Raw genomic sequence first — 19,142 nt, 5'->3', positions numbered from 1 at the left:
ATACTTCGTATCATTTCCTTAACATTTTTTAACCCTTTCTACCGTAAGGACTTTGTAAATTGCCTACAAATGGTAGAAATAGAAAACAAATGAAATACACACAAGTAGTATTCTTAGCACTTACCTTATTAATGGTAACGAGCTGCAAGTCCAACACAAAACAAAATAGTACAGCAGATTCCAAGGCAGTAGCACAGGAATCTGCACCTGAGGTTATAAAATTGAGTCCCCAAGAACTCGGTACTTATGAAACTGCTTACTTTGCTAGCGGTTGTTTTTGGTGTGTAGAGGCTATTTTTGAAAGTGTAAGAGGTGTCAAGGAAGCTGTATCGGGATACGCTGGTGGCATAGAGGACAACCCCAATTATAAAATTATAGGGAATGGCATCACAAGACATGCCGAGGCTATAGAAGTATATTACGACCCAGAAATCATCTCCTTTACCGAACTGGTTCAGGTATTTTTTGGCTCACATGACCCTACGACCTTAAACCAGCAAGGACCTGATCGTGGCAGTCAATATAGGTCTATCGCTTTTTACAAGAACGAAAAAGAAAAGAACATAATTGAAGGGTATATCCAAGTGGCACGCGAGATGGATATTTACGAGGGCAATCCCATTACCACGGAAGTAACAAAATTTGAAAAATTCTGGAAAGCTGAGGAATACCATCAGGATTATGAGCGGAAGAATCCGAACAACGCGTACGTTCGTAATGTATCTGTTCCAAGATTGAACCGATTTAAAGAGAACTTTGGGGATTTTCTAAAGAAGGATGCACATTAAACGAGTATTCTTTTGCTGATACCCATGCGTACCTAGTTGGATATTTCTGAAGGTCTCTATTACTCTATCACCACATCACTATATTCAGATGTGATGTGTATGATAGCACCACCATTACCTTTCAGATGGTTTCCCTTATGAATGATAGTGTTTCCGTTTTTTGTGGCTACCAGTTGTAAACTGCTAGGTGTCGTTAGTTCGGAGTTTGTTCCTTTAATATATATAGCGGTAGGACTATTGGGCAGCGGCAACCGTAACTCAGCATTTTTCAAGGATAGGTCCAATTCTTCGAACGTATTCCCTAATGATTTTATGACCAAGGGACCAAAATCACTTTTTATAAAGGCTTTTCCCAAAAGTTCATCTATAGCTACATCAGAAGAAGTCGTGTTCAATTGTAGGTCCAGAACTTGAGACAAAGACACATTTTTGGAATAATTGGCCTGTAGTTGCCCCCGGATCCATCTTTGAACGCTAACAGGGGAATAAGAGGCGAATACCTTGGTATCCCCGCCGTCTATGCTGCTGGCATATAAACTTGAGTGGGACAATGTCGCGTTTAGATTGTTTGTATTCTCTGCTAATTTCACCTCTCCATGGCGCACGTTCATTTGAATACGTGTTGTCTTTGGCAGTTTTATTTTAATAGTCTTTTTTATTTTATAATTTTTGTTTCGACCGTCAGATAAAAAGTAAAAAGTATTTGGAGAGGACCTTATGCTATCTGTTCTAAAAAAGCGGATAGAATCTCGTCCTCTCAAACGCTCCACAATAACTTTTTCTCTTTTTTGCACTAATACGTTTCTTCTTTCTTCATACGCTTCCATTTTTTGATTGCGCTTTTCTATCCTAGCTTCTAACAATTTATTTCTTTGTTTCTCATAAACTTCTATTTTTTCCTCCTGTTCCTCCATGCGACCTTCAAATTCCTCCGCGCGCTTTTCCATTTTCTCGCCCCAGTCCTCCAGTCTTTTTTGATGCTTCTTGTCAAAACTCTTTTCAAAGTTTTTCTGCCATTTCTTCATATACCTTTCTCCATCTTTTTTATAGGCATCATAATCAAAACGGAACGCAGTCGTCATGGGCAAGGGTGGCATGTCTAGTATTTCTGGAAAGGGTGCTATTTGAGACATCTCTACCACAAAAGAGGAAACATCTGGAATATCGATGTCAAAATCCTCAAAATCAATATTAAATTCTCGGTCAGGGAATAAGCCCATTCGCTCTGATTTAGCGGTAATAGACACTTTTTTGCTATTCCCTAAAATCTCAATAGGCACGTTGTCATAATAATCCTTAGCCTCTTCTTTGGTAGCACCCTCCAGCTCAAATATAGCAGTTACCGTAACCCTATCTTGGTCCCATGTTTCAAATTCAATATCCGCATAACTGGTATTAATATCCAGAACGGCATCCTTTTTTACCTCAAAACTTTCGGTAAACGTCTTCGTTTGTTTTTGTGCTCCAAGGCAAAATGGAATGGCAAAAAAACCTAGTGCAATGATGAGTTGCCTAGATGCTATTGTTGTAGGTCTGTTCATTTTTTGATGTTTTTAATTGCTTTAATTTCTTTTTTAATTTCTGTAATAACTGCAAGCGTAATTGTAAATTTTCTATTAATGCGGATATAGTTTGGTCGTTGGGGCCCATCTGATTCAATTCTATCGTGAGCGATTCATACTCGTCGTTCAACTCAGATAATCGGTCCATAAAACTATCTACCACTGCCTTATTATGTTCGGAAACTTCCAATTTTGAAAACTCTAGGTTGATGTTTGCGACATAATAATTTTCCACCTTTTTTAAATCGGGAGATAAATCGCCTAGCGAAAAAGGACTATTCTCCTGCTGCTTGTTCGCTACTGTAGTCGAAATGCTATCCTTCTCTGTAACTTGTACATAAGCCGTAATTCCAAGACCGCAGAGCACCAATACCGATGCTGCAATCTTCAGTAAACCAAAGCGTTTTTTGGCTCTAGGTAAGGCCTTATCCAACTTATTTGAAAATCGTTTATCATGTCCTTTCTTTAATGCAAACCGAGCCTCTTTACGTTCTCGATCGAACATTTCCCTAAGATCCTGTCCCATAGCCTTTCTTTATTAATGCTGATTTTAAATATCCTTTCCCTCGCAACAAACGGGTTCTGCTAGTGGTCTCGGTCAACTCCAAAACCTGCGCAATTTCCTTGTGATCAAATCCCTCTACCAAATACATGAGTACTACATACCTATATTTTCCTGGTAAATTCTGGATAGCCCCCTTTACCTCATCTATACAGATTTCCGAACCTACACTCCAATCGTCATCATCAACAGCTTGCATATGGTGTTCTTCTAAGGAAAGTAAATCCTGTTTTTTGGACTTTAGAAAATCGATGCATTTGTTCACTACGATACGCTTTAACCAAGCCCCAAAAGTAACCTCACCGCTAAACTGATGTATTTTTTGAAATGCACTGATAAAAGCATCTTGTAGCGCGTCTTCCGCGTCATCAGAATTCTGTAAAAATCGCATGGCCACGATATACATACCATCACAGTATTGCTCATATAATTTTAGCTGCGCTTTCCGGTCGTTTGCCTTACATTTCGCTACGACATCAATTTTAAACATTGTCCGGTCTGGTATTGATTTTTGAGTTGTTGTTATCTAAAGGACGAAAGAAAAAAATGGTTGTGACAAAATTCTTCTATTTTTACATAGATTCTTAGAACCATACCACTTGAAACAAGTTACGATTTCCAACGAGTTTATTACCCTTATTGTGCTGGATTACGGTGCCATTATCCAAAAATTACTGGTAAAAGGAAAGGATGGCAACTATACGAACACCGTGGTTGGTTACAACCACCCCAGCAGGTATAAGTTAGACGAAAACTGCCTTGGTGCCTGTGTGGGACGTTACGCAGGCCGTATTTCTAACGGAGGTTTTGAGCTGGACAGGGAAAAATTCTTTATACATCAAGAGGACGGTGTACATCTTCATGGCGGTAAAGAAGGTTTTAACCAGAAAACGTGGAATATTGAAGAGGTACATCACACCGACGATCCCTTTGTAACGCTATCCTATCGCAGTAAACATTTGGAAGAAGGCTATCCCGGAAACCTAGCAGCAAACATTACGTACAAACTAGTAAATAATACCTTACAGATTATTCATGAGGCGGTAACCGACCGCAGCACTACAGTCAACCTTACCAACCATTCCTATTTTAAAATAGATGGGAGTCCGTATGTAGACGATTACGAACTACAACTCAATTGCCCGTATTATCTAGAATTAAAGGAAAACCTATTGCCTACGGGGAATATAATTCCTGTAAGGGCTACGGACAATAATTTTTTATTACCAAAACCTATTGGCATTAAACGATTGGATACTGTATTTGTTAAAGATTTAGGTAGTGAAAAAGTTGCAGAACTTAATTCTGCTAGATCGGGTATTTCCATGAAAGTATACACAAATCAACCTGCGCTTGTGGTGTATACGCCTTTGGATTTTCCAGGAATTTGCTTTGAGACACAAAACTATCCCGATGCACCTAATCAACCTGACTTTCCAAACAGTGTGTTAAGACCGGGCGAAACCTACAACAACATTACCATCTTTAAGTTTGATTTAGTACCTTAGAAATGAATTCGATTGAACCAGTCCAAAACAACAGTTATGAAGTTTTTAAAAAGATTACTTATTTTTTTAGTAGTTCTGGGAGCCTTATTCTTCTTTGTAGGTATGCCTTTGTTACAAACGCAAACCAAGAAGCATAGTCCTGAAAAAACCACGTCCTACGTTCTAAAGGGTGCAGAACTACAGGTAAACTACTCGAGTCCATCAAAAAAAAATAGAGTGATTTTTGGAGAATTGGTGCCGTTTGGTGAAGTTTGGCGAACAGGAGCCAACGAACCAACGACCTTTACCAATTCAGAAACCGTGAAAATTATAGATAAGGACCTTCCGCCGGGAACCTATTCCATATGGACCATACCAGAAAAAAATAGCTGGAACGTGATCTTTAACAAAGAGGTTCCCGATTGGGGTGTTACTCTATTGAGTGGTGGACAGAAAACCACAAGAGATGCTGATCAGGATGTACTTCAAGTAGAAATACCAACAAGGGAACTTACCATAGCGGTAGAAGATTTTACGATGTTATTTGAAGACGACAATCAGTTGTATCTAAACCTATCGTGGGATACCATAAAGATTCGTATTCCCATCAATAAATAAACCTTGAACGAGAACGGTACCAAGATTACTACTTTCAAAAAACCAAAAGCAGGAAGCTCTGGAAAGCATTATGCACCAGAAGAACTTGTTGCAGGTATTCTTAGCAATAACATAGCTGCCCTGAGTAAAGCAATTACTCTGGTTGAAAGCACAAAACAAGAACATCAAGCAATTGCGAATCGTATTATCGAGTCCTGTTTATCTCAAAAAAAAGAAACACTCCGCATTGGCATTACCGGCGTACCAGGTGTTGGAAAAAGCACATTCATAGAAGGTTTTGGAAAGATGCTTACCCAAATGGAAAAAAAAGTAGCGGTACTCACTGTAGATCCTACTAGCAGTAAAACTAAAGGGAGCATACTTGGAGACAAGACGCGTATGCAAGAATTGGTGCAAGACCCTAATGCGTTTATAAGACCGTCGCCATCCGGAGGTTCTCTTGGCGGGGTGACCAGAAAAACCAGAGAAAGCATTATTCTTTTAGAGGCCGCTGGCTACGACATTGTTATTATAGAAACTGTTGGGGTGGGACAAAGCGAAACTGCCGTCCATAGTATGGTGGACTTCTTTTTATTATTAAAACTTTCTGGCGCAGGCGATGAATTACAAGGGATAAAAAGAGGTATCATGGAAATGGCAGATGCGGTCGCCATCAACAAAGCGGACGGCGAAAACCTTAAAGCCGCAAAACTCGCCGAAGTAGAGTTTAGAAGAGCTTTGCAATTATTTCCTCCCAAAGAAAATGGGTGGATTCCTAAGGTCATGCGCTGTTCCGCTTTGCAAAACAAGGGTTTAGAACCTATCTGGGATGTGATTGAAGAGTTTGTAAAAACGAGCAAAGCAAATGGATTTTTTGAACGGAACAGACAGGAACAAAACAAAAGCTGGTTGTTGCAGCACATAGAACAAAGCCTTAAAAACGATTTTAACCGAGATGCAAAAATCAAAAAGATGCTTCCTAATTTGGAAGAAAAAGTAATGAATGGAACACTTTCGCCTTTTAATGCCGCCCTACAATTATTAGCTATTTATCGAAATAAATAAAGGTTCGTTTTTTACGGATTACAAATCAATTCTTAGGTTTCATTACCAAATAGAAAACAACCATAGAAATAGCACGCTATTTGAAATTTAAATACAAACTAATGAACCTAAAAATAGCCATTACAGTAGAGTACATTAAACGGGGGGTGTATTAAATTAGTTGTGATGACCAAGCAGGTTATGTGTTAAGCAAATATTTAACTCCTGTTCCAGTGCATCAAGGACAGGAGGTTACGGTAATCTATATCTCACAATTAAAAAAACGGTTTCCTGATATTGATTATAGTACCAACCCTAATGACCCAAATTTGCAAGAGGGCCTTACGGATAGGTCTATATTACACGCCATCGGCTGGCATAAAGCGGTTTTTTTGATTTCGGCCATGTATCTATTCCCCAAATCGTTTGGTTATCTTAATCCTGTAGGCTTTAAATAAGTAACCAAAAGTTAAAGGCGAATTATCTTCGGAAATCAAAAGAAATCCAATCCGCATGTCCAATATACTGCAACTCATTTTCTGGGTTCTTAAAGACAAGATATAGGGTCTCTTTTTTTAAGGTCGGTGTTACAGGGATTTCATAATAAATAGTTTCTGCCGCGCCCGAATAACGTAGTGATTGCTTACCGATAATAGGACCATCAACTGCCCCTTGTCTAATTTCTAAAACACCCTTATAGTCATAGTTTCCGGCATAGAAAGCAGCATATTTCAGGTGGTGCAGATTTTCTAGGTTCACATTATCGAATCGTAGAAAAGAATTATGAACTAACCCACCAACAATTTTTACAGCATTAGTGCTCCACGTGTTTGTTCCTTCACTTATTTCATTGGCATCTTCCGCTTCAATTTTTTGACTATAGAAAATAAATTGCCCTTGAATGTTCAACTCCGATTCTGGCTGCCCAGCGTTTCCTTGGTCTCTATAAGAGGCCATGAGCACATAGGTACCCTCGCCCTTTGAAGGGGCATGTTTGTTGAACGTCAATGTGCCTTCTAAGGGTAACGAAGCTTGGACCTCTTCTTTATTCGGTTTTAACGTGAGAATATAGTTAACGATTTGGGTTACCTCTTCCATATTCAATTGCGGATGTGCAGACATAGCACTTTCACCCCAAACACCACCACCGCCTTTAATAATTTTAGACACCAGGTAACCAGTATCTGCTTTTCCGTATCTCATTGCGATTTCAGTATAACTAGGACCATTCACGTTTTCAATAGTGGCATGGCAGGCCTTACAGTCAGAAGCTTCTATTATCCTTCTTCCTTCGTGAATAACATTTCTTTGATGTCCTATTGTCGCTTTTACCATATCCTTTCCTTCAGGTATATAATCAAAAGTTACTTTAACATTTTTAGGAGAAATAGAATTATCCAAAGTGGTTCCATCCTGCCTGTCGTTTACGATAATCTTATAGTCTATTTTTTTACCATGCCAATAGGTCGAATCATTTTCCAAAACTTCAATAGATAATGTCGGAGCGTCGTTACCAACCAAGATTTTCGTATTGCTAGTTGTTGCATTTCCTTTAGTATCGGATACTTTCAATCGTACGTTATAGATTCCATCATTCTCGAAAATAAATTTGGGGTTCTCTTCGGAAGATTGCATAGCATCATCGGTAAAGGACCATTCATAGCTTAGTTCATCACCATCGTAATCCAAAGATTCGCTTCCTGTAAATTGCACGGTTAATGGAGAGGCTCCTACGATTTTATCCTTTCCTATTTTAGCAATGGGGCTTCGGTTTCCTGACAAATAGGAAATGCTACTCAGACGGGCGTCTAAGTTTTGTGAATTCCATTTTTGACCGTATTCCAAAACATACATTTTCCCATCAACACCGAAAATCATATCCATTGGGTGGGAAAATTCTGTGTTGGGCATAAAGGCATCTGCTTTCACATAGTTCTCGTCTTCATCCATCGTAATTACATACACCCAATCACGCATCCACTCATAAACAAACAATTTACCTTCAAAATAATTTGGGAAGGCTATCTCAGCATTGGGATTATCAGAAGCTCGGTACACGGGTCCTGCCATCGGATTTATACCGCCATCACCCATCCACGGAAATTCTTCAGAGCGATAATAGGTCATGGGTATCATGGACTTTTGCGCTGGTGGTAAGTTTTGAATTCCGGTATTGTTAGGAGAATCATTGACTAAATTATCTGGGTCAAACTTTGGTCCCGCTGTTTCTGAGGTGAAATCGAAATCGTTGTAAGGCTCGTTATACCCTCTTGTGTATGGCCAGCCCCAAAATCCAGCATGACGGGCTTGATCATATTCACCCATACCACTTGGACCGCGATTTGGGTCTGTCTTTCCAGCATCCGGGCCTACATCGCCCCAGTATAGATACCCTGTTTTACTGTCTATGGAATGCCGAAAGGGATTGCGATTACCCATCACATAGATTTCAGATCTCGTTTTTGGCGTTCCTTCTGGAAAAAGATTGTTCTTAGGAATACTATAAGATCCATCTGTTTCTGGTTTAATACGAAGAATCTTACCCCGTAGGTCGTTTGTATTGGCTGAAGATTTTTGCGCATCCCACGCTTTTCTTCCTTCCCGCTCATCAATAGGGGCGAAACCCGAGGATTCAAACGGGTTTGTATTATCCCCCACCGCAATGAACAGATTACCATTCGGACCAAACTCCAAGGAACCTCCGCTATGGCAACAATGACGGTCTGTAGGGATGGTAAGTAGTATTTTTTCAGAATCTAAATCGAGTTTATTTTCGACCAGATCAAATCTCGAAATATGCTGTTGTGAGATTTCACCAGCTTTCGAATAAAATAGATAAATCCAATTATTATCCTCGTAATTAGGATCAACAGCAAGACCTATAAGTCCATCTTCGTTACCGTAAAATAATTCTAATTCGGCGATAGTCTTTGTCTCTTCCGTTTCAAAATCAAAAAGCTTTAATATACCTCTACGTTCGATAAATAAAATACCCTTCCCTGGCAGTTCATCAAGTTCCATCGGCTCGTTCAGGTTAAAATCAAGTACCTTTTTAACAAAACGGTCTTCTGGTGGAACTCTATCGGTAGTGGCTAAATCATACTCTAACGTACCATTTCCAACTGCATATTCGATACCCTCCTTTAGGTGTTCCAAAAATTTAGGGTTTTCAAAAGTTTCATTGGTATGCCCCATCTCGGTGTAGAAGGCACGGCCACCATCATACTCATGATACCAAGAAATGGGGTGGTTGTTCTTATTGGTTCCGCCTTCGTAGCTCGTTTCATCAATACGTATTAGAATGTTTATGTCCGGGTTTATATTTTTGAAATTGTACCATTCGTCGCTTTTTATCCAAACAGAATCTAGATGTTTGGTTGTCGGATGCTTGGCTTCGTTAATTAGAAGTTGTGCTTCTTGTATTCTTGGATGACTATCAAAAACAGCGCCCACCAACTTTGTATACCAAGGCCAATCATATTCGGTATCTGTAGCGGCGTGTATACCTACAAAACCACCCCCTGCTTGAATATAGCGTTCAAAATCGGCCTGCTGTACATCATTCAAAACGTCTTTAGTAGTATTCAGAAAGATAACGGTCGCGTATTGCTTTAAGGAGTCTTCTTCAAAGTATTTCGCATCTTCTGTAGCAATTACACTAAATCCAGATTCCCTTCCCATTTTTTCAATAGCGACAATACCTGATTCAATGGAGCCATGTCTAAAACCTTCAGTTTTGCTAAAAACTAAAATTTCCGTTGCTCTGGTGCTGCAGGATACAATGGACAAGGAGACTAGAATAAAAAGAAATGTTTTCGTAGCGGTTTTTAAAGAAGATAATTCCGGGAGTAGTATTCGCATTGTATGTATTTCAAATGGAAGGTGTAAGCTATGGAATTTTACAAAATATTTCAACTAAATGAATTATAATTTACTAACGGATACTTCGCTTCAAATACTACTTACATATAGGCGTAGGCTTCATACTAAAATACGCCATAGGGTATAGTAGTTCAGCAGCTAAACACCACTCTATCCAACGGTAACGCTTCAATAGGGGTATACCAAGGGTTAACACCCAAAAATTTACGTCAGTCCATACACCGTATTCATTTTTTTAATGAATTTGGATTAATGATTCATGGTAGTTTTTAGAATCAGATAAGGAAGTAATCTCAATAGAAAACCTGTTTAGCCTTAAAAAAAAGGACGTAATTTATCGAAAGTGGTATTCGTTTTGATTGATAATACTGATGTAAAACTGGGAACCACTCGTTCAACAGAACTTGACCAAGATTTAGCAATAAAGCCAAATGAAAAGCAATAATAGCATCGATAATCCAAAACAAGCAGCCACAAAAGCAATCCTTTAATCGTAAACTCAGGCTTTTCTATTAGCGATGTTTAGTCAAAAGCAAATCCGGTGGCTAGCCTATAAATAAAGGCATACATTACAACGGCAAACATTATAAAACTAAACCATGCGAAAAATTTAAAGTAACGTTTGGCTAAGAAGCCTCCCAGGTTTTTAAAGCCTTGAGAATAAATTTGCTGCACAAGTAGGACTGTTTTCATGAGAATGGTTTTTAGATTCAAAACAAAGTTATGGACACTTTATACAGTAATAACAACTTACTTGTCCTATGGTCCTAAAACAATGCTTAACAGTACTTCCGTAAGGTGAACAGTACGTAAAGCAGACCAATAGCAAAACGCTCATTTCACTTAATCGGAGAATACAACCCTTACGCATCTAATTTACCCCGCTTATGTGCAAAAATCCGGCATAGTATACCACCTTTGCCGGACGAAACTGAACCACTAAAAGAGGGGATTCTAGTTGCAAAAGTTAAAGGTCTTTTTTTGTTAAAAAGACGTTGGCCAGCAAACAAATAGCTATGCGAGAAGTAAAACAGATTTTAAGCTACATAGTGAGGGTGTAAGCAAACGCCAGATAAGTTCAAGGCTAGGGGGCTATCGCGCAACACCATTCGTAAATACATTTCCTTTTTCAAGCGTTACCAACGCACCACTTATAAGGTCATTACAGCGACCTAAAAGCAAACAGCTCCTGCCTTAGAAAAGTACTTTCCTTATGTTGCTAAGGAATTACGTAAAACAGGAGTGACTAGACAACTGCTCTGGTCGGAATATTATGCAAAATACTTTGATGGGTTAAAGGTACCACAGTGTAAGTATTGGTACACCAAATGGACCAAGGAGGTATCGCGCGTCATACACTTTACCCATAAAGCAGGCGATAAACTGTTCATTGATTATACAGAAAAGAAACTCACCATTGTAGACCGTCATATGGGCGAACTAAAGAGCCTTGAGGTATTTGGTTGCGTACTGCGCACGAGTCAATATACCCCTGTAGAAGCTAGTGCGAGCCAAAAGAAAGAAGATTTTATACAGCCTGTTGAGAACCCACTTTAGTTCTAAAGGGGTGTGCCTAGGACCCTTAAGTACGCAGTCATCAAAAAAAGGCGTTCCAAACCAAAGGTCACGAGACTTTTGCCGAGTACTATGAAACAGCCGTATTACCAACTAGCGCTTACAAGCCTAGGGACAATGTCTGTAAAAGGACGTCGGACTTCGGCGCGTACAATTACAATAGCATAGACCGTATCCTTGAGAAAGGATAAAACTTCCTAGATGAGAACATTGAACCAGCAATCGATATACCTAACCACGGTAACATCAGGGGAGGCCATTATTACAAATAAAACAGAAAGATAGAACGCTTGACCAAATCAGCCAAGTTTAGGTATAGTGCCGTTATGGAGAATATTGATTACGAACCAACCAGGAAAATTGATAAAACCAAATACAACGCTGCAACAGTTGTGCCTTTATAAATCAGAAAGATAACATCCTCATCACAGGAAGTACCTGTGCAGGTAAAAGTTATATGGCATCGGTCATAGGGCATCAAGCATGTACCCTATGTTACAAGGTCATGTACTTCAATGCTACCAAACTATTTACCATGCTCAAAACATAAAAAACAGATGGTTCTTATGTAAAGCAAATAAACAGAATCGAAAAGCAAAACCTACTCCTACTTGACGACTTCGGTCTCAAAGGTCTGGACAACATCAGTAGATACTCTGTTATGGAAATCATAGAAGATAGACATGGAAAAAAGTCAACTACAATCACTTCTCAACTAGCCATCGAGGCATGGCATGAGATTATAGGAGAACAGACTACTGCGGATGCAATGTTGGATAGATTTCTACACACAGTTCACCGAAGCAATATCAAGGGAGAATCTATGCGAAACGAACTAAAAACCAAACAATACATTTAATCACAAGGTACTAGACTTTGGGCATTTAGTTTGCTATGCACACGTTCATCTGGCGCGCGTGGTTCACTTTGACTGGCTTATCCAGATTAAAGTCTCCTTCGAGGAGTTCCACTAGCTATAAATAAGTTTTGTTTAATAAGACTTGAACTTTCAACGTAAAAAAGGAACCGAAACACGCAAGATAAATACAGCTATGGCGCCAAGTTAAGTGGACGAAAACGACTATAACCTAAGCATATCAAGCTATGTAAATACCTTCGAGGAAGAAAAACGAATCGACTTGACAGCCGTTTCCAAGGCGCTCAAAGCTATAGGTAAAGAAATGGCAACCACAGATAACATCATCACCTATTACTACAACCAATTAGGAATTGATACTCCTTTTTGACATCGTCATCCTGAAACAAGTTCAGGATGACGATGTCAAAGTAAGCATAAATGGTATGTATCAATTTTTTCACAGAACGTCAATTCATCTTTTTCAAGTACCTGTACAATTCGCTATCTGTTGAAATAAAAATAGATGTTTTTCCATCAAAAGTTTTTTCAAATGTTTCCATAGATTTCAGAAAGCCATAAAAACTTCTCGATTGATTAGATCTATTATAGGCCTCTGCATAAATTGAGGCTGCGGTAGCATCTGCCTTACCTTTAATCATTTCAGCATCTCTAAATGCAATAGATTGTATGTTTTTTAACTCTCGTTCCTTTTCACCGTTAATACGTGAAGCTTCTCCCTGACCTTCTGATCGGAATTTATCAGCAATTCTAAAACGCTCACTTTTCATTCGCTCGTACACTTGATCTTGCACTTCTTGCACATAATTGATACGTTTAAATCGAAAATCCAGTATTTTAATCCCCAGGTCTGCAGTCTGTTCATTTGCTGACTCTAGTATCATTTGCTGAATCTTATCTCGACCTACATTAATCTTTGCCAAAGAATCACCAATAATATCAGTATCCGATGATTCAGGAACTCTGTTACTGGTACGTACCGCTTCTTCAATGTCATTATTTGCTATAAAATCTCTTGTATCTCCATCTAGAATATCGTCGATACGTGATTGTGCACCCCGTTCGTTCGTTAATCGTTTAAAAAATTGAAGTGGATCTGTAATTTGCCATCTTGCATACGTATCTACAAAAATGAACTTTTTATCTTTGGTTGGTACCTGATTTGGATCACCATTCCATTCCATAACACGCTTTTCGAAATAATTAGCATCTTGTATTAAAGGTACCTTATAATGTATCCCAGGAGCAGTAATGGCTTCACCAACTGGCTTTCCGAATTGAGTGATGATTACCTGATCTTTTTCTTGTACAATAAAAACACTACTATTTAAGCCTATCAAAATAATAATGACTATCGCTGTAATTAAAATTGATTTAGTTTTCATTATTTTATATTTTTTTTGTTCATCTCCATTTGTAATAATGGTAATACATTATTGCCTTTATCATCTGTGATGACCACATTACCTATTTTAGGCATCACGCTTGACATTGTTTCCAGATAAACCCTTCTTTTTGTTACCTCGGGCGCCTTCACAAATTCATTATACAGCGCTGTAAATCTAGCAGCTTCTCCGTCTGCATTATTTACACGCTCAGCCGCATATCCCTCGGCTTGTTGAATAGTTTCTTCTGCTTGACCTCTTGCTTTAGGTATTACTTTATTGTATTCTGATTTTGCTTGATTAATAAGTGTTTCCTTTTCTTGCTGCGCTTCATTTACAGCATTAAAAGCTGCTTTTACGGGCTCTGGTGGATTCACATCTTGTAGTACGACTTGTTCTATTTTGATACCCAAAGAATACTCTCTGCATATTTGCTGAATAAGTTCTTGAGACTTACTTCCTATTTCTGTACGGCCAACCGTTAGCACTTCGTTTACGGTTCGGTCACCGACAATTTGTCGCATTGCAGCTTCAGAAAGCGTACGCAGTGTACTTTGAGGGTTTCTAACTTCAAACAAGTTATTATACGCGTTATCTACCCTGTATTGCACAACCCATTGCACCTCTGCAAGATTAAGATCTCCAGTAAGCATTAATGATTCATCTTTTGTATTTGATGATTGATTATTGTATCGCGTATTTACTCCGGCTTGAGCCGTACGAAAACCAAACTCTAGTTTTTGTTGTCTTTCTACTGGAACTTTATAAACATCTTCTACTAAAGGTATTTTAAAATTTAATCCAGGTTCTACTTGTCGCACATACTTCCCAAATCGTGTAATAACACCTACCTCTTCAGTACTAATCTGAAAAAGTGATGACCACAGAATAAGCACCAAAAATAGTAATGAAACAATAGGTCGCCAGAACTGAAGTGTTTTTTGTAGTTGGGGGGGTAGTTTTAATTTTTCTATATTCATTTTGTTTATTTTTAAAATGTATCGGTACTACCCATACATTTTTTATTCAAATAATACTTCTAGGTGTATATCCTGCTTTGAATATTTTCCAGTATTATTTTTTTATGATTTGAAAGCAACTAGTTTATTTTTCAGGAATTACGTTTTACGTCCAGATAGTCTTCTTTTGTTATTAACCCGTAAAGCGAAACGTTTCTGCAGTAAATTAAAAGGAAAATCCGGCCTGTTGAAGCGATTTGGAATTCAATATGGCAAAACGAAAATATAATTCAAAGAACCACTATATATTTTCAAAATGATTTACCACAAAAGCCTCTTTTTCATTCTCCGTTATCTTATCAGTGGATTGGATGGCAATACTTATATCCCTAAAATATGAATCCTTATTCAAGTACTTATATAGTTCAATTTTTGCCTTTGTCAGGCCAAATAAAAAAACATTGTCATATTTCGTAATGACACCTGCAAGTTCTTTGTAATAGGCTTCCTGCATTTGCTTCCATTTATTATGCATAAGACTTTTGCTTCTGTTCAACGCTTCTTCTTTTGTATTAAACGAAAATTCTGATGTTATGGAACAACTATATTTCTTGAAATTTAAATCAATCAAATTTGCGGTTGAATGCTTCCTCCAAATTCCTAGTTTTTTTCATTTTATTAGGTGGATTCTTAATGATTTTGCATTCTTCCGAGGATTGTTTCTAAAGAAGCTGTGAGTTTATCAATCGCACCAGATACTGCTTGTTCAACGGTATCGGCCTGACATGAAACAGCTATCGGTTGTCTACCTTCAATTCTGGTCTCCAACAAACATCGCATATCGTTAAATCCTTCCTTTATTCCTTTTTCATTTGATAGATGAATTTCTATTCTTGTAATATGGGATTCAACATTTTTTAGCCCTTCTTCAATCATAGAGGTAAAATAATGATGATCTTTTTCATTACCGCTTATCGTTTTATCAGTGTTAAGTTGTATTGTCATAATTGTATTTTCTTAGTTTAATTATTCGTTTTCAAGCGTTCTCTTCTTTAACATCCTTTTCGTTCAATGAGCTATCCTTTCTGTACTTATCTATGTGTTTTAGCATATTTACTTACAATCTCATTTAAAGAATGATAATAACCCTCAAGGTTTTTGATATTTATTTCATCTTCTTCGGAATCATTTACCGGTATTTCAGTTATGTGTTTGGATAACTCGGGGAATTCCCTATGAATTTTAGCGGTGATGCTTATTATATTCTGTTCCAATTCTATCTTAGTTTTCATATGTTTTGATTAATGCGTTTTCAGCTATGGCTAAAAAAGCAGTCATTAAACAACCGTTCACGGAGGCCGATAAAAAGTGTTAAAGAGACGAAATTCCTTCAATCCCTTTGTGAAACTCAGTTGGAATGGCCACTTCTGTGCGAAAGTCTTTCTCTCTTTCTAATTGTGGAGAACATATAATGCCCATACGGCTGTTTTCCAATTGATATTGACATTATAACGATACGATTCTATTGTTCTTTTTGAAACTATTTATTACTTTGGTTTTCATCTATGGTTTTTTTGTCAATATCAAATGTCTTATTCTTGATATCGCTGCCCCCAGACGGATTTGTAGGATTTGATTGTTTTACTTTTCTCTTAAATTTTCTTGTGTCGCTCATTGTTTCTATTCTATTTTGCGTTCCTCTATAGTATACGGCATAGATTTCGAATTCTAGGCTAACGCAGGTTAAGCCTATGTTAAAAGGTTTTTTAGCACCTAAACTTGAAACCTGTAGCAGCACTTCTTTCCTTCTCATTTTTATAGTAGTCCAGAAAATCATGTCTTATTTAAAAGAAAATATGTATTTACTTTTTGAAGCTAGAACTGACATAGGTCAGTTTGATTGTTATACATAAAAATTGATTCTAGAATCCCTGCTATTACTACGCTACTTGAGAAAGAACTCGCACACTTTTTAGGAGGGAAAACTTATTTCCAATTCTATTCCTACTGCTTCTCAACGGCACTAATCAATAATATGAAGCATTCTTATCCTATGCCCATCTCCCAGGCAATACCTCATGAAGTTCATGCTCCACGTATCGTTTATATTTTGAGGAACTAGTACTATTTTTTAATTCGTGTAATTAATCGTTTTTTATTTTTGTATCTAATCATACGCTGTACATCAATAAACAAAACACTTATTGTAGGTTTTTTACGATAACTTTTTCTATGACAGGTTTGGCAGAATTATAATCTTCACCATAAAATAGAACATATTTGGCTTTAACATTGATACCAAAAATTCCATTTTTGAATTGTGTAGACATCTTGTCTAAATACATCTTATGCTTATTAACAGTCACCTAAATTCTAGCGCCTTCAATTGAATCATAATTGAGATAAAAAAATAATCATTTCCTAGAAGCAAGACGAAATTTGAATAAATCAGGTTCTGCTTCTATTAGCATCCTTCCGTAAGAGAATTTTTTTTGTATACCCAACAACAGTTTTTTTTTATGACCTTTTGAGTGTAAACTATTCGGTACTGATTAATTGGTTGAGAAGGGTCACTAATCACTTCCTTTATATTTGTATCATTTACGTAAGTACTATGGTTATTGCTATGTTGAATGTAAAATAGTTAGGTAGGTATTTTTGCTGGTTCTGGATAATCGTTTTGTGAGTATCGTGAACAAAGGCAAAAAAAATATCAGAAAAAAATAGTGCTAATTTTCATCTTGATTGATGTTCTATTTCTAATTAATAATAGCCATATTATACGATATGGCTGCATTTCAATCATGCATTACATTTAGTATAAAATACGTTTAAATGTATTTTTACACATTATTGTAGTCAGTTGTATATTTATCTGTATTCAGGATTTTCAAATTCCCAACGCTTTCCATCATCCCATTCTTTGCGAGAATTCCCATAACTAGGATAACCATTATTTGCCTTTAGCATAGATGCGAGATGGAGTAAATTATAGGTCATAAATGTTGTATTTCTATTGGTAAAATCGCTTTCAAAACCAATAGGAGTTTTAAATTCTTTACCCTTCCATTCCTTGTCTCCATAACTTGGGCCTGGCCCAACTTCACCTAACCATCCAGCATCTGCTTGAGGAGGAACAGAGTAACCTACATGCTGAAGCGCATATAATATACCCATTGCACAATGCTTTACTCCATCTTCATTTCCGGTAATTATACATCCACCTACTTTACCATAAAAAATGTACTGCCCCTTATCATTCATTTTTCCGCTCATAGCGTATAGTCTTTCAATTAATTTTTGAGCTACTGAAGACTTTTCACCAAGCCAAATAGGTGTTCCCACAATAAGTATATCCGCTTCTATAATTCTCTTAAACAAGGAAGGCCATTCGTCTGTCTTCCAGCCATGTTCCGTCATGTCTGGATATACTCCACTTGCTACTTCATGGTCGATTAACCTAATTTCATCAATCTTGACCTTTTCTTTTATCATTATTGCTTTGGAAACTTCCATTAAGGAGCCGGTATGCGTATTTTCTGGCGATTTTTTCAAAGTACAGTTCACATAAACAACACGTAAAAGAGTAAAATCTAAATTTTTCATATTTATTTAATTTATTGGGTACAAAGTTCTTGGATATGCAGTGTATGAATTAGTCTATACCTTCTTATCAGTTGTTGTAACCGTTTTTATTATTTATTTAGTGTTGTAAAGATTTGTGCTTTGTCCAAATTTGAACCCTTAAAATGTCCTTCTCCTTTATTCTTTTCAAATACCGTAACTGATTTTTTAAAATAGTTCTTTTAGATGTTTTAAATCCGATTTAACTAGGTCAATGACTTCAGCAGTTTTACCTCTTATAATTAGCTTGGTCATAAAAATAGCCGTCCCTATCACTTATCCGAGGAGTTACTAATGCTTCTGAATCTGTATAAATATTGATAACGGCAGGGCCATCACGATTAAAACCAGTACGCATTGCTTGTGCTACGTCTTTGGATTCTTTAGCTTACGAAGCTAGAGTATTCATTGCTTCTACCAGTTTTACAAAATCTGGGTTTGCCAATCAACATAGCCTTCTACTATCACTTCCAACTTTACCGTACCCAAGCATCTGTTGTTAAATATGCTAATTTTAACAGGTATTTTGTATTGGCTAGTGGTCATTAAGTCTCCCAAAAGCATAACGGTACCATCATCTCCGCAAAAAGTAATTACTTGTTTATCGGAGTGGGATACAAGCCCTGCCCCCCTAGTCATGGGCATGGCTTTCGTCATGTATTCATTGTAATCCTCCACCCATTCTTAAAGCACCATTCAAAGGGTTTGCACTATCGCTTATAATTACGTAAACACGTTTTACACCGTCTGCTACAAACATTTCTACTAAATAATCTGATATATTTTGGGCATTTTTTTTC

21 protein-coding genes and 1 pseudogene are annotated in these 19,142 nt (G+C 37.5%); 8 read left to right on the top strand and 14 right to left on the bottom strand.

Annotated features, from left to right (window positions below; translation table 11 throughout):
• The first annotated feature begins 89 nt into the window (after positions 1-89).
• The gene (gene msrA / locus Q360_RS0120150; RefSeq protein ID WP_027078694.1) at positions 90-788 is read left to right on the top strand and encodes a peptide-methionine (S)-S-oxide reductase MsrA; all 699 of its coding nucleotides are present in this window, start codon (positions 90-92) and stop codon (positions 786-788) included.
• 59 nt (positions 789-847) lie between these two features.
• On the opposite strand, the gene Q360_RS0120145 is transcribed toward msrA, so the two are convergent.
• Genes Q360_RS0120145 through Q360_RS0120135 form a run of 3 tightly spaced genes read right to left on the bottom strand, consistent with a single transcriptional unit; the run spans position 848 to position 3,402 of the window.
• Positions 848-2,329, bottom strand: a complete 1,482-nt coding sequence (locus tag Q360_RS0120145) for a hypothetical protein (protein WP_027078693.1) — start codon at positions 2,327-2,329, stop codon at positions 848-850.
• A complete protein-coding gene (locus Q360_RS0120140; protein WP_027078692.1) occupies positions 2,301-2,876 on the bottom strand; it encodes a hypothetical protein in 576 nt (191 codons plus the stop codon). The genes Q360_RS0120145 and Q360_RS0120140 overlap by 29 nt, the downstream gene beginning before the upstream one ends.
• Positions 2,860-3,402: an RNA polymerase sigma factor gene (locus Q360_RS0120135; RefSeq protein WP_027078691.1), complete on the bottom strand. Its 543-nt coding sequence runs from the start codon at positions 3,400-3,402 to the stop codon at positions 2,860-2,862. Before Q360_RS0120135 ends, Q360_RS0120140 begins: the two co-directional genes overlap by 17 nt.
• 109 nt (positions 3,403-3,511) lie before the next feature.
• On the opposite strand from Q360_RS0120135, the gene Q360_RS0120130 reads away from it, so the two are divergent.
• The 4 genes from Q360_RS0120130 (at position 3,512) to Q360_RS0120115 (ending at position 6,498) form a co-directional block, all read left to right on the top strand.
• Positions 3,512-4,420, top strand: coding sequence for an aldose epimerase family protein (locus Q360_RS0120130; RefSeq protein WP_027078690.1), 909 nt, complete (start codon positions 3,512-3,514; stop codon positions 4,418-4,420).
• A gap of 36 nt (positions 4,421-4,456) precedes the next feature.
• Entirely contained in the window at positions 4,457-5,017 is a 561-nt protein-coding gene (locus Q360_RS26040) for a DUF2911 domain-containing protein (protein ID WP_027078689.1), read from the top strand.
• Between the two features lie 3 nt (positions 5,018-5,020).
• Positions 5,021-6,061: a methylmalonyl Co-A mutase-associated GTPase MeaB gene (gene meaB / locus Q360_RS26035; protein WP_051554825.1), complete on the top strand. Its 1,041-nt coding sequence runs from the start codon at positions 5,021-5,023 to the stop codon at positions 6,059-6,061.
• Between the two features lie 182 nt (positions 6,062-6,243).
• Positions 6,244-6,498, top strand: a complete 255-nt coding sequence (locus Q360_RS0120115) for a hypothetical protein (protein ID WP_027078688.1) — start codon at positions 6,244-6,246, stop codon at positions 6,496-6,498.
• A gap of 22 nt (positions 6,499-6,520) precedes the next feature.
• Here the strand turns inward: Q360_RS0120115 and Q360_RS24035 are convergent, their stop codons facing one another.
• Together Q360_RS24035 and Q360_RS27300 are read right to left on the bottom strand one after the other, a co-directional pair.
• The gene (locus Q360_RS24035) at positions 6,521-9,901 is read right to left on the bottom strand and encodes a ThuA domain-containing protein (RefSeq protein WP_051554824.1); all 3,381 of its coding nucleotides are present in this window, start codon (positions 9,899-9,901) and stop codon (positions 6,521-6,523) included.
• 543 nt (positions 9,902-10,444) lie between these two features.
• The gene (locus Q360_RS27300; RefSeq protein ID WP_169734679.1) at positions 10,445-10,615 is read right to left on the bottom strand and encodes a DUF6747 family protein; all 171 of its coding nucleotides are present in this window, start codon (positions 10,613-10,615) and stop codon (positions 10,445-10,447) included.
• Positions 10,616-11,164: 549 nt separating this feature from the next.
• Here Q360_RS27300 and Q360_RS24970 point away from each other — a divergent pair.
• The 3 genes and pseudogenes from Q360_RS24970 to Q360_RS0120090 all read left to right on the top strand — a co-directional run bounded on the left by Q360_RS24970 (position 11,165) and on the right by Q360_RS0120090 (position 12,744).
• Positions 11,165-11,479: a hypothetical protein gene (locus Q360_RS24970; RefSeq protein ID WP_027078687.1), complete on the top strand. Its 315-nt coding sequence runs from the start codon at positions 11,165-11,167 to the stop codon at positions 11,477-11,479.
• Between the two features lie 391 nt (positions 11,480-11,870).
• A pseudogene (locus Q360_RS25505) lies at positions 11,871-12,356 on the top strand (ATP-binding protein).
• A 208-nt stretch (positions 12,357-12,564) separates the two neighbouring features.
• Positions 12,565-12,744, top strand: coding sequence for a hypothetical protein (locus Q360_RS0120090; RefSeq protein ID WP_027078685.1), 180 nt, complete (start codon positions 12,565-12,567; stop codon positions 12,742-12,744).
• 79 nt (positions 12,745-12,823) lie between these two features.
• Here the strand turns inward: Q360_RS0120090 and hflC are convergent, their stop codons facing one another.
• From hflC to Q360_RS26365, 9 genes are all read right to left on the bottom strand, one after another.
• A complete protein-coding gene (gene hflC, locus Q360_RS0120085; RefSeq protein ID WP_027078684.1) occupies positions 12,824-13,759 on the bottom strand; it encodes a protease modulator HflC in 936 nt (311 codons plus the stop codon).
• Positions 13,759-14,739 (bottom strand): FtsH protease activity modulator HflK, encoded by a 981-nt coding sequence (gene hflK / locus Q360_RS0120080; RefSeq protein WP_036196338.1) that lies wholly within the window; start codon positions 14,737-14,739, stop codon positions 13,759-13,761. The genes hflC and hflK overlap by 1 nt, the downstream gene beginning before the upstream one ends.
• A 280-nt stretch (positions 14,740-15,019) precedes the next feature.
• Complete coding sequence (locus Q360_RS0120075) at positions 15,020-15,274, bottom strand: hypothetical protein (RefSeq protein ID WP_245603310.1); 255 nt, start codon at positions 15,272-15,274, stop codon at positions 15,020-15,022.
• Positions 15,275-15,408: 134 nt separating this feature from the next.
• Positions 15,409-15,723, bottom strand: coding sequence for an HPF/RaiA family ribosome-associated protein (locus Q360_RS0120070; RefSeq protein WP_027078681.1), 315 nt, complete (start codon positions 15,721-15,723; stop codon positions 15,409-15,411).
• An 86-nt stretch (positions 15,724-15,809) separates the two neighbouring features.
• On the bottom strand, positions 15,810-16,010 hold the full coding sequence (locus Q360_RS0120065) for a hypothetical protein (protein ID WP_027078680.1): 201 nt from the start codon (positions 16,008-16,010) through the stop codon (positions 15,810-15,812).
• A 248-nt stretch (positions 16,011-16,258) separates the two neighbouring features.
• A complete protein-coding gene (locus Q360_RS24025) occupies positions 16,259-16,531 on the bottom strand; it encodes a hypothetical protein (protein WP_036196337.1) in 273 nt (90 codons plus the stop codon).
• Between the two features lie 651 nt (positions 16,532-17,182).
• Positions 17,183-17,299: a hypothetical protein gene (locus tag Q360_RS26850; RefSeq protein ID WP_245603309.1), complete on the bottom strand. Its 117-nt coding sequence runs from the start codon at positions 17,297-17,299 to the stop codon at positions 17,183-17,185.
• Between the two features lie 290 nt (positions 17,300-17,589).
• Positions 17,590-18,324, bottom strand: a complete 735-nt coding sequence (locus Q360_RS0120050; protein WP_027078679.1) for a flavodoxin family protein — start codon at positions 18,322-18,324, stop codon at positions 17,590-17,592.
• Positions 18,325-18,765: 441 nt separating this feature from the next.
• Positions 18,766-18,999, bottom strand: coding sequence for a thiamine pyrophosphate-dependent enzyme (locus Q360_RS26365; protein WP_027078678.1), 234 nt, complete (start codon positions 18,997-18,999; stop codon positions 18,766-18,768).
• Positions 19,000-19,142 lie beyond the last annotated feature (143 nt).

Source organism: Maribacter antarcticus DSM 21422 (assembly GCF_000621125.1).
In the GTDB taxonomy this organism is placed as follows: Bacteria; Bacteroidota; Bacteroidia; order Flavobacteriales; family Flavobacteriaceae; genus Maribacter; species Maribacter antarcticus.
The sequence above is the reverse complement of the archived record's forward strand: the minus strand, read 5'-3'. Positions and strand labels throughout refer to the sequence as shown.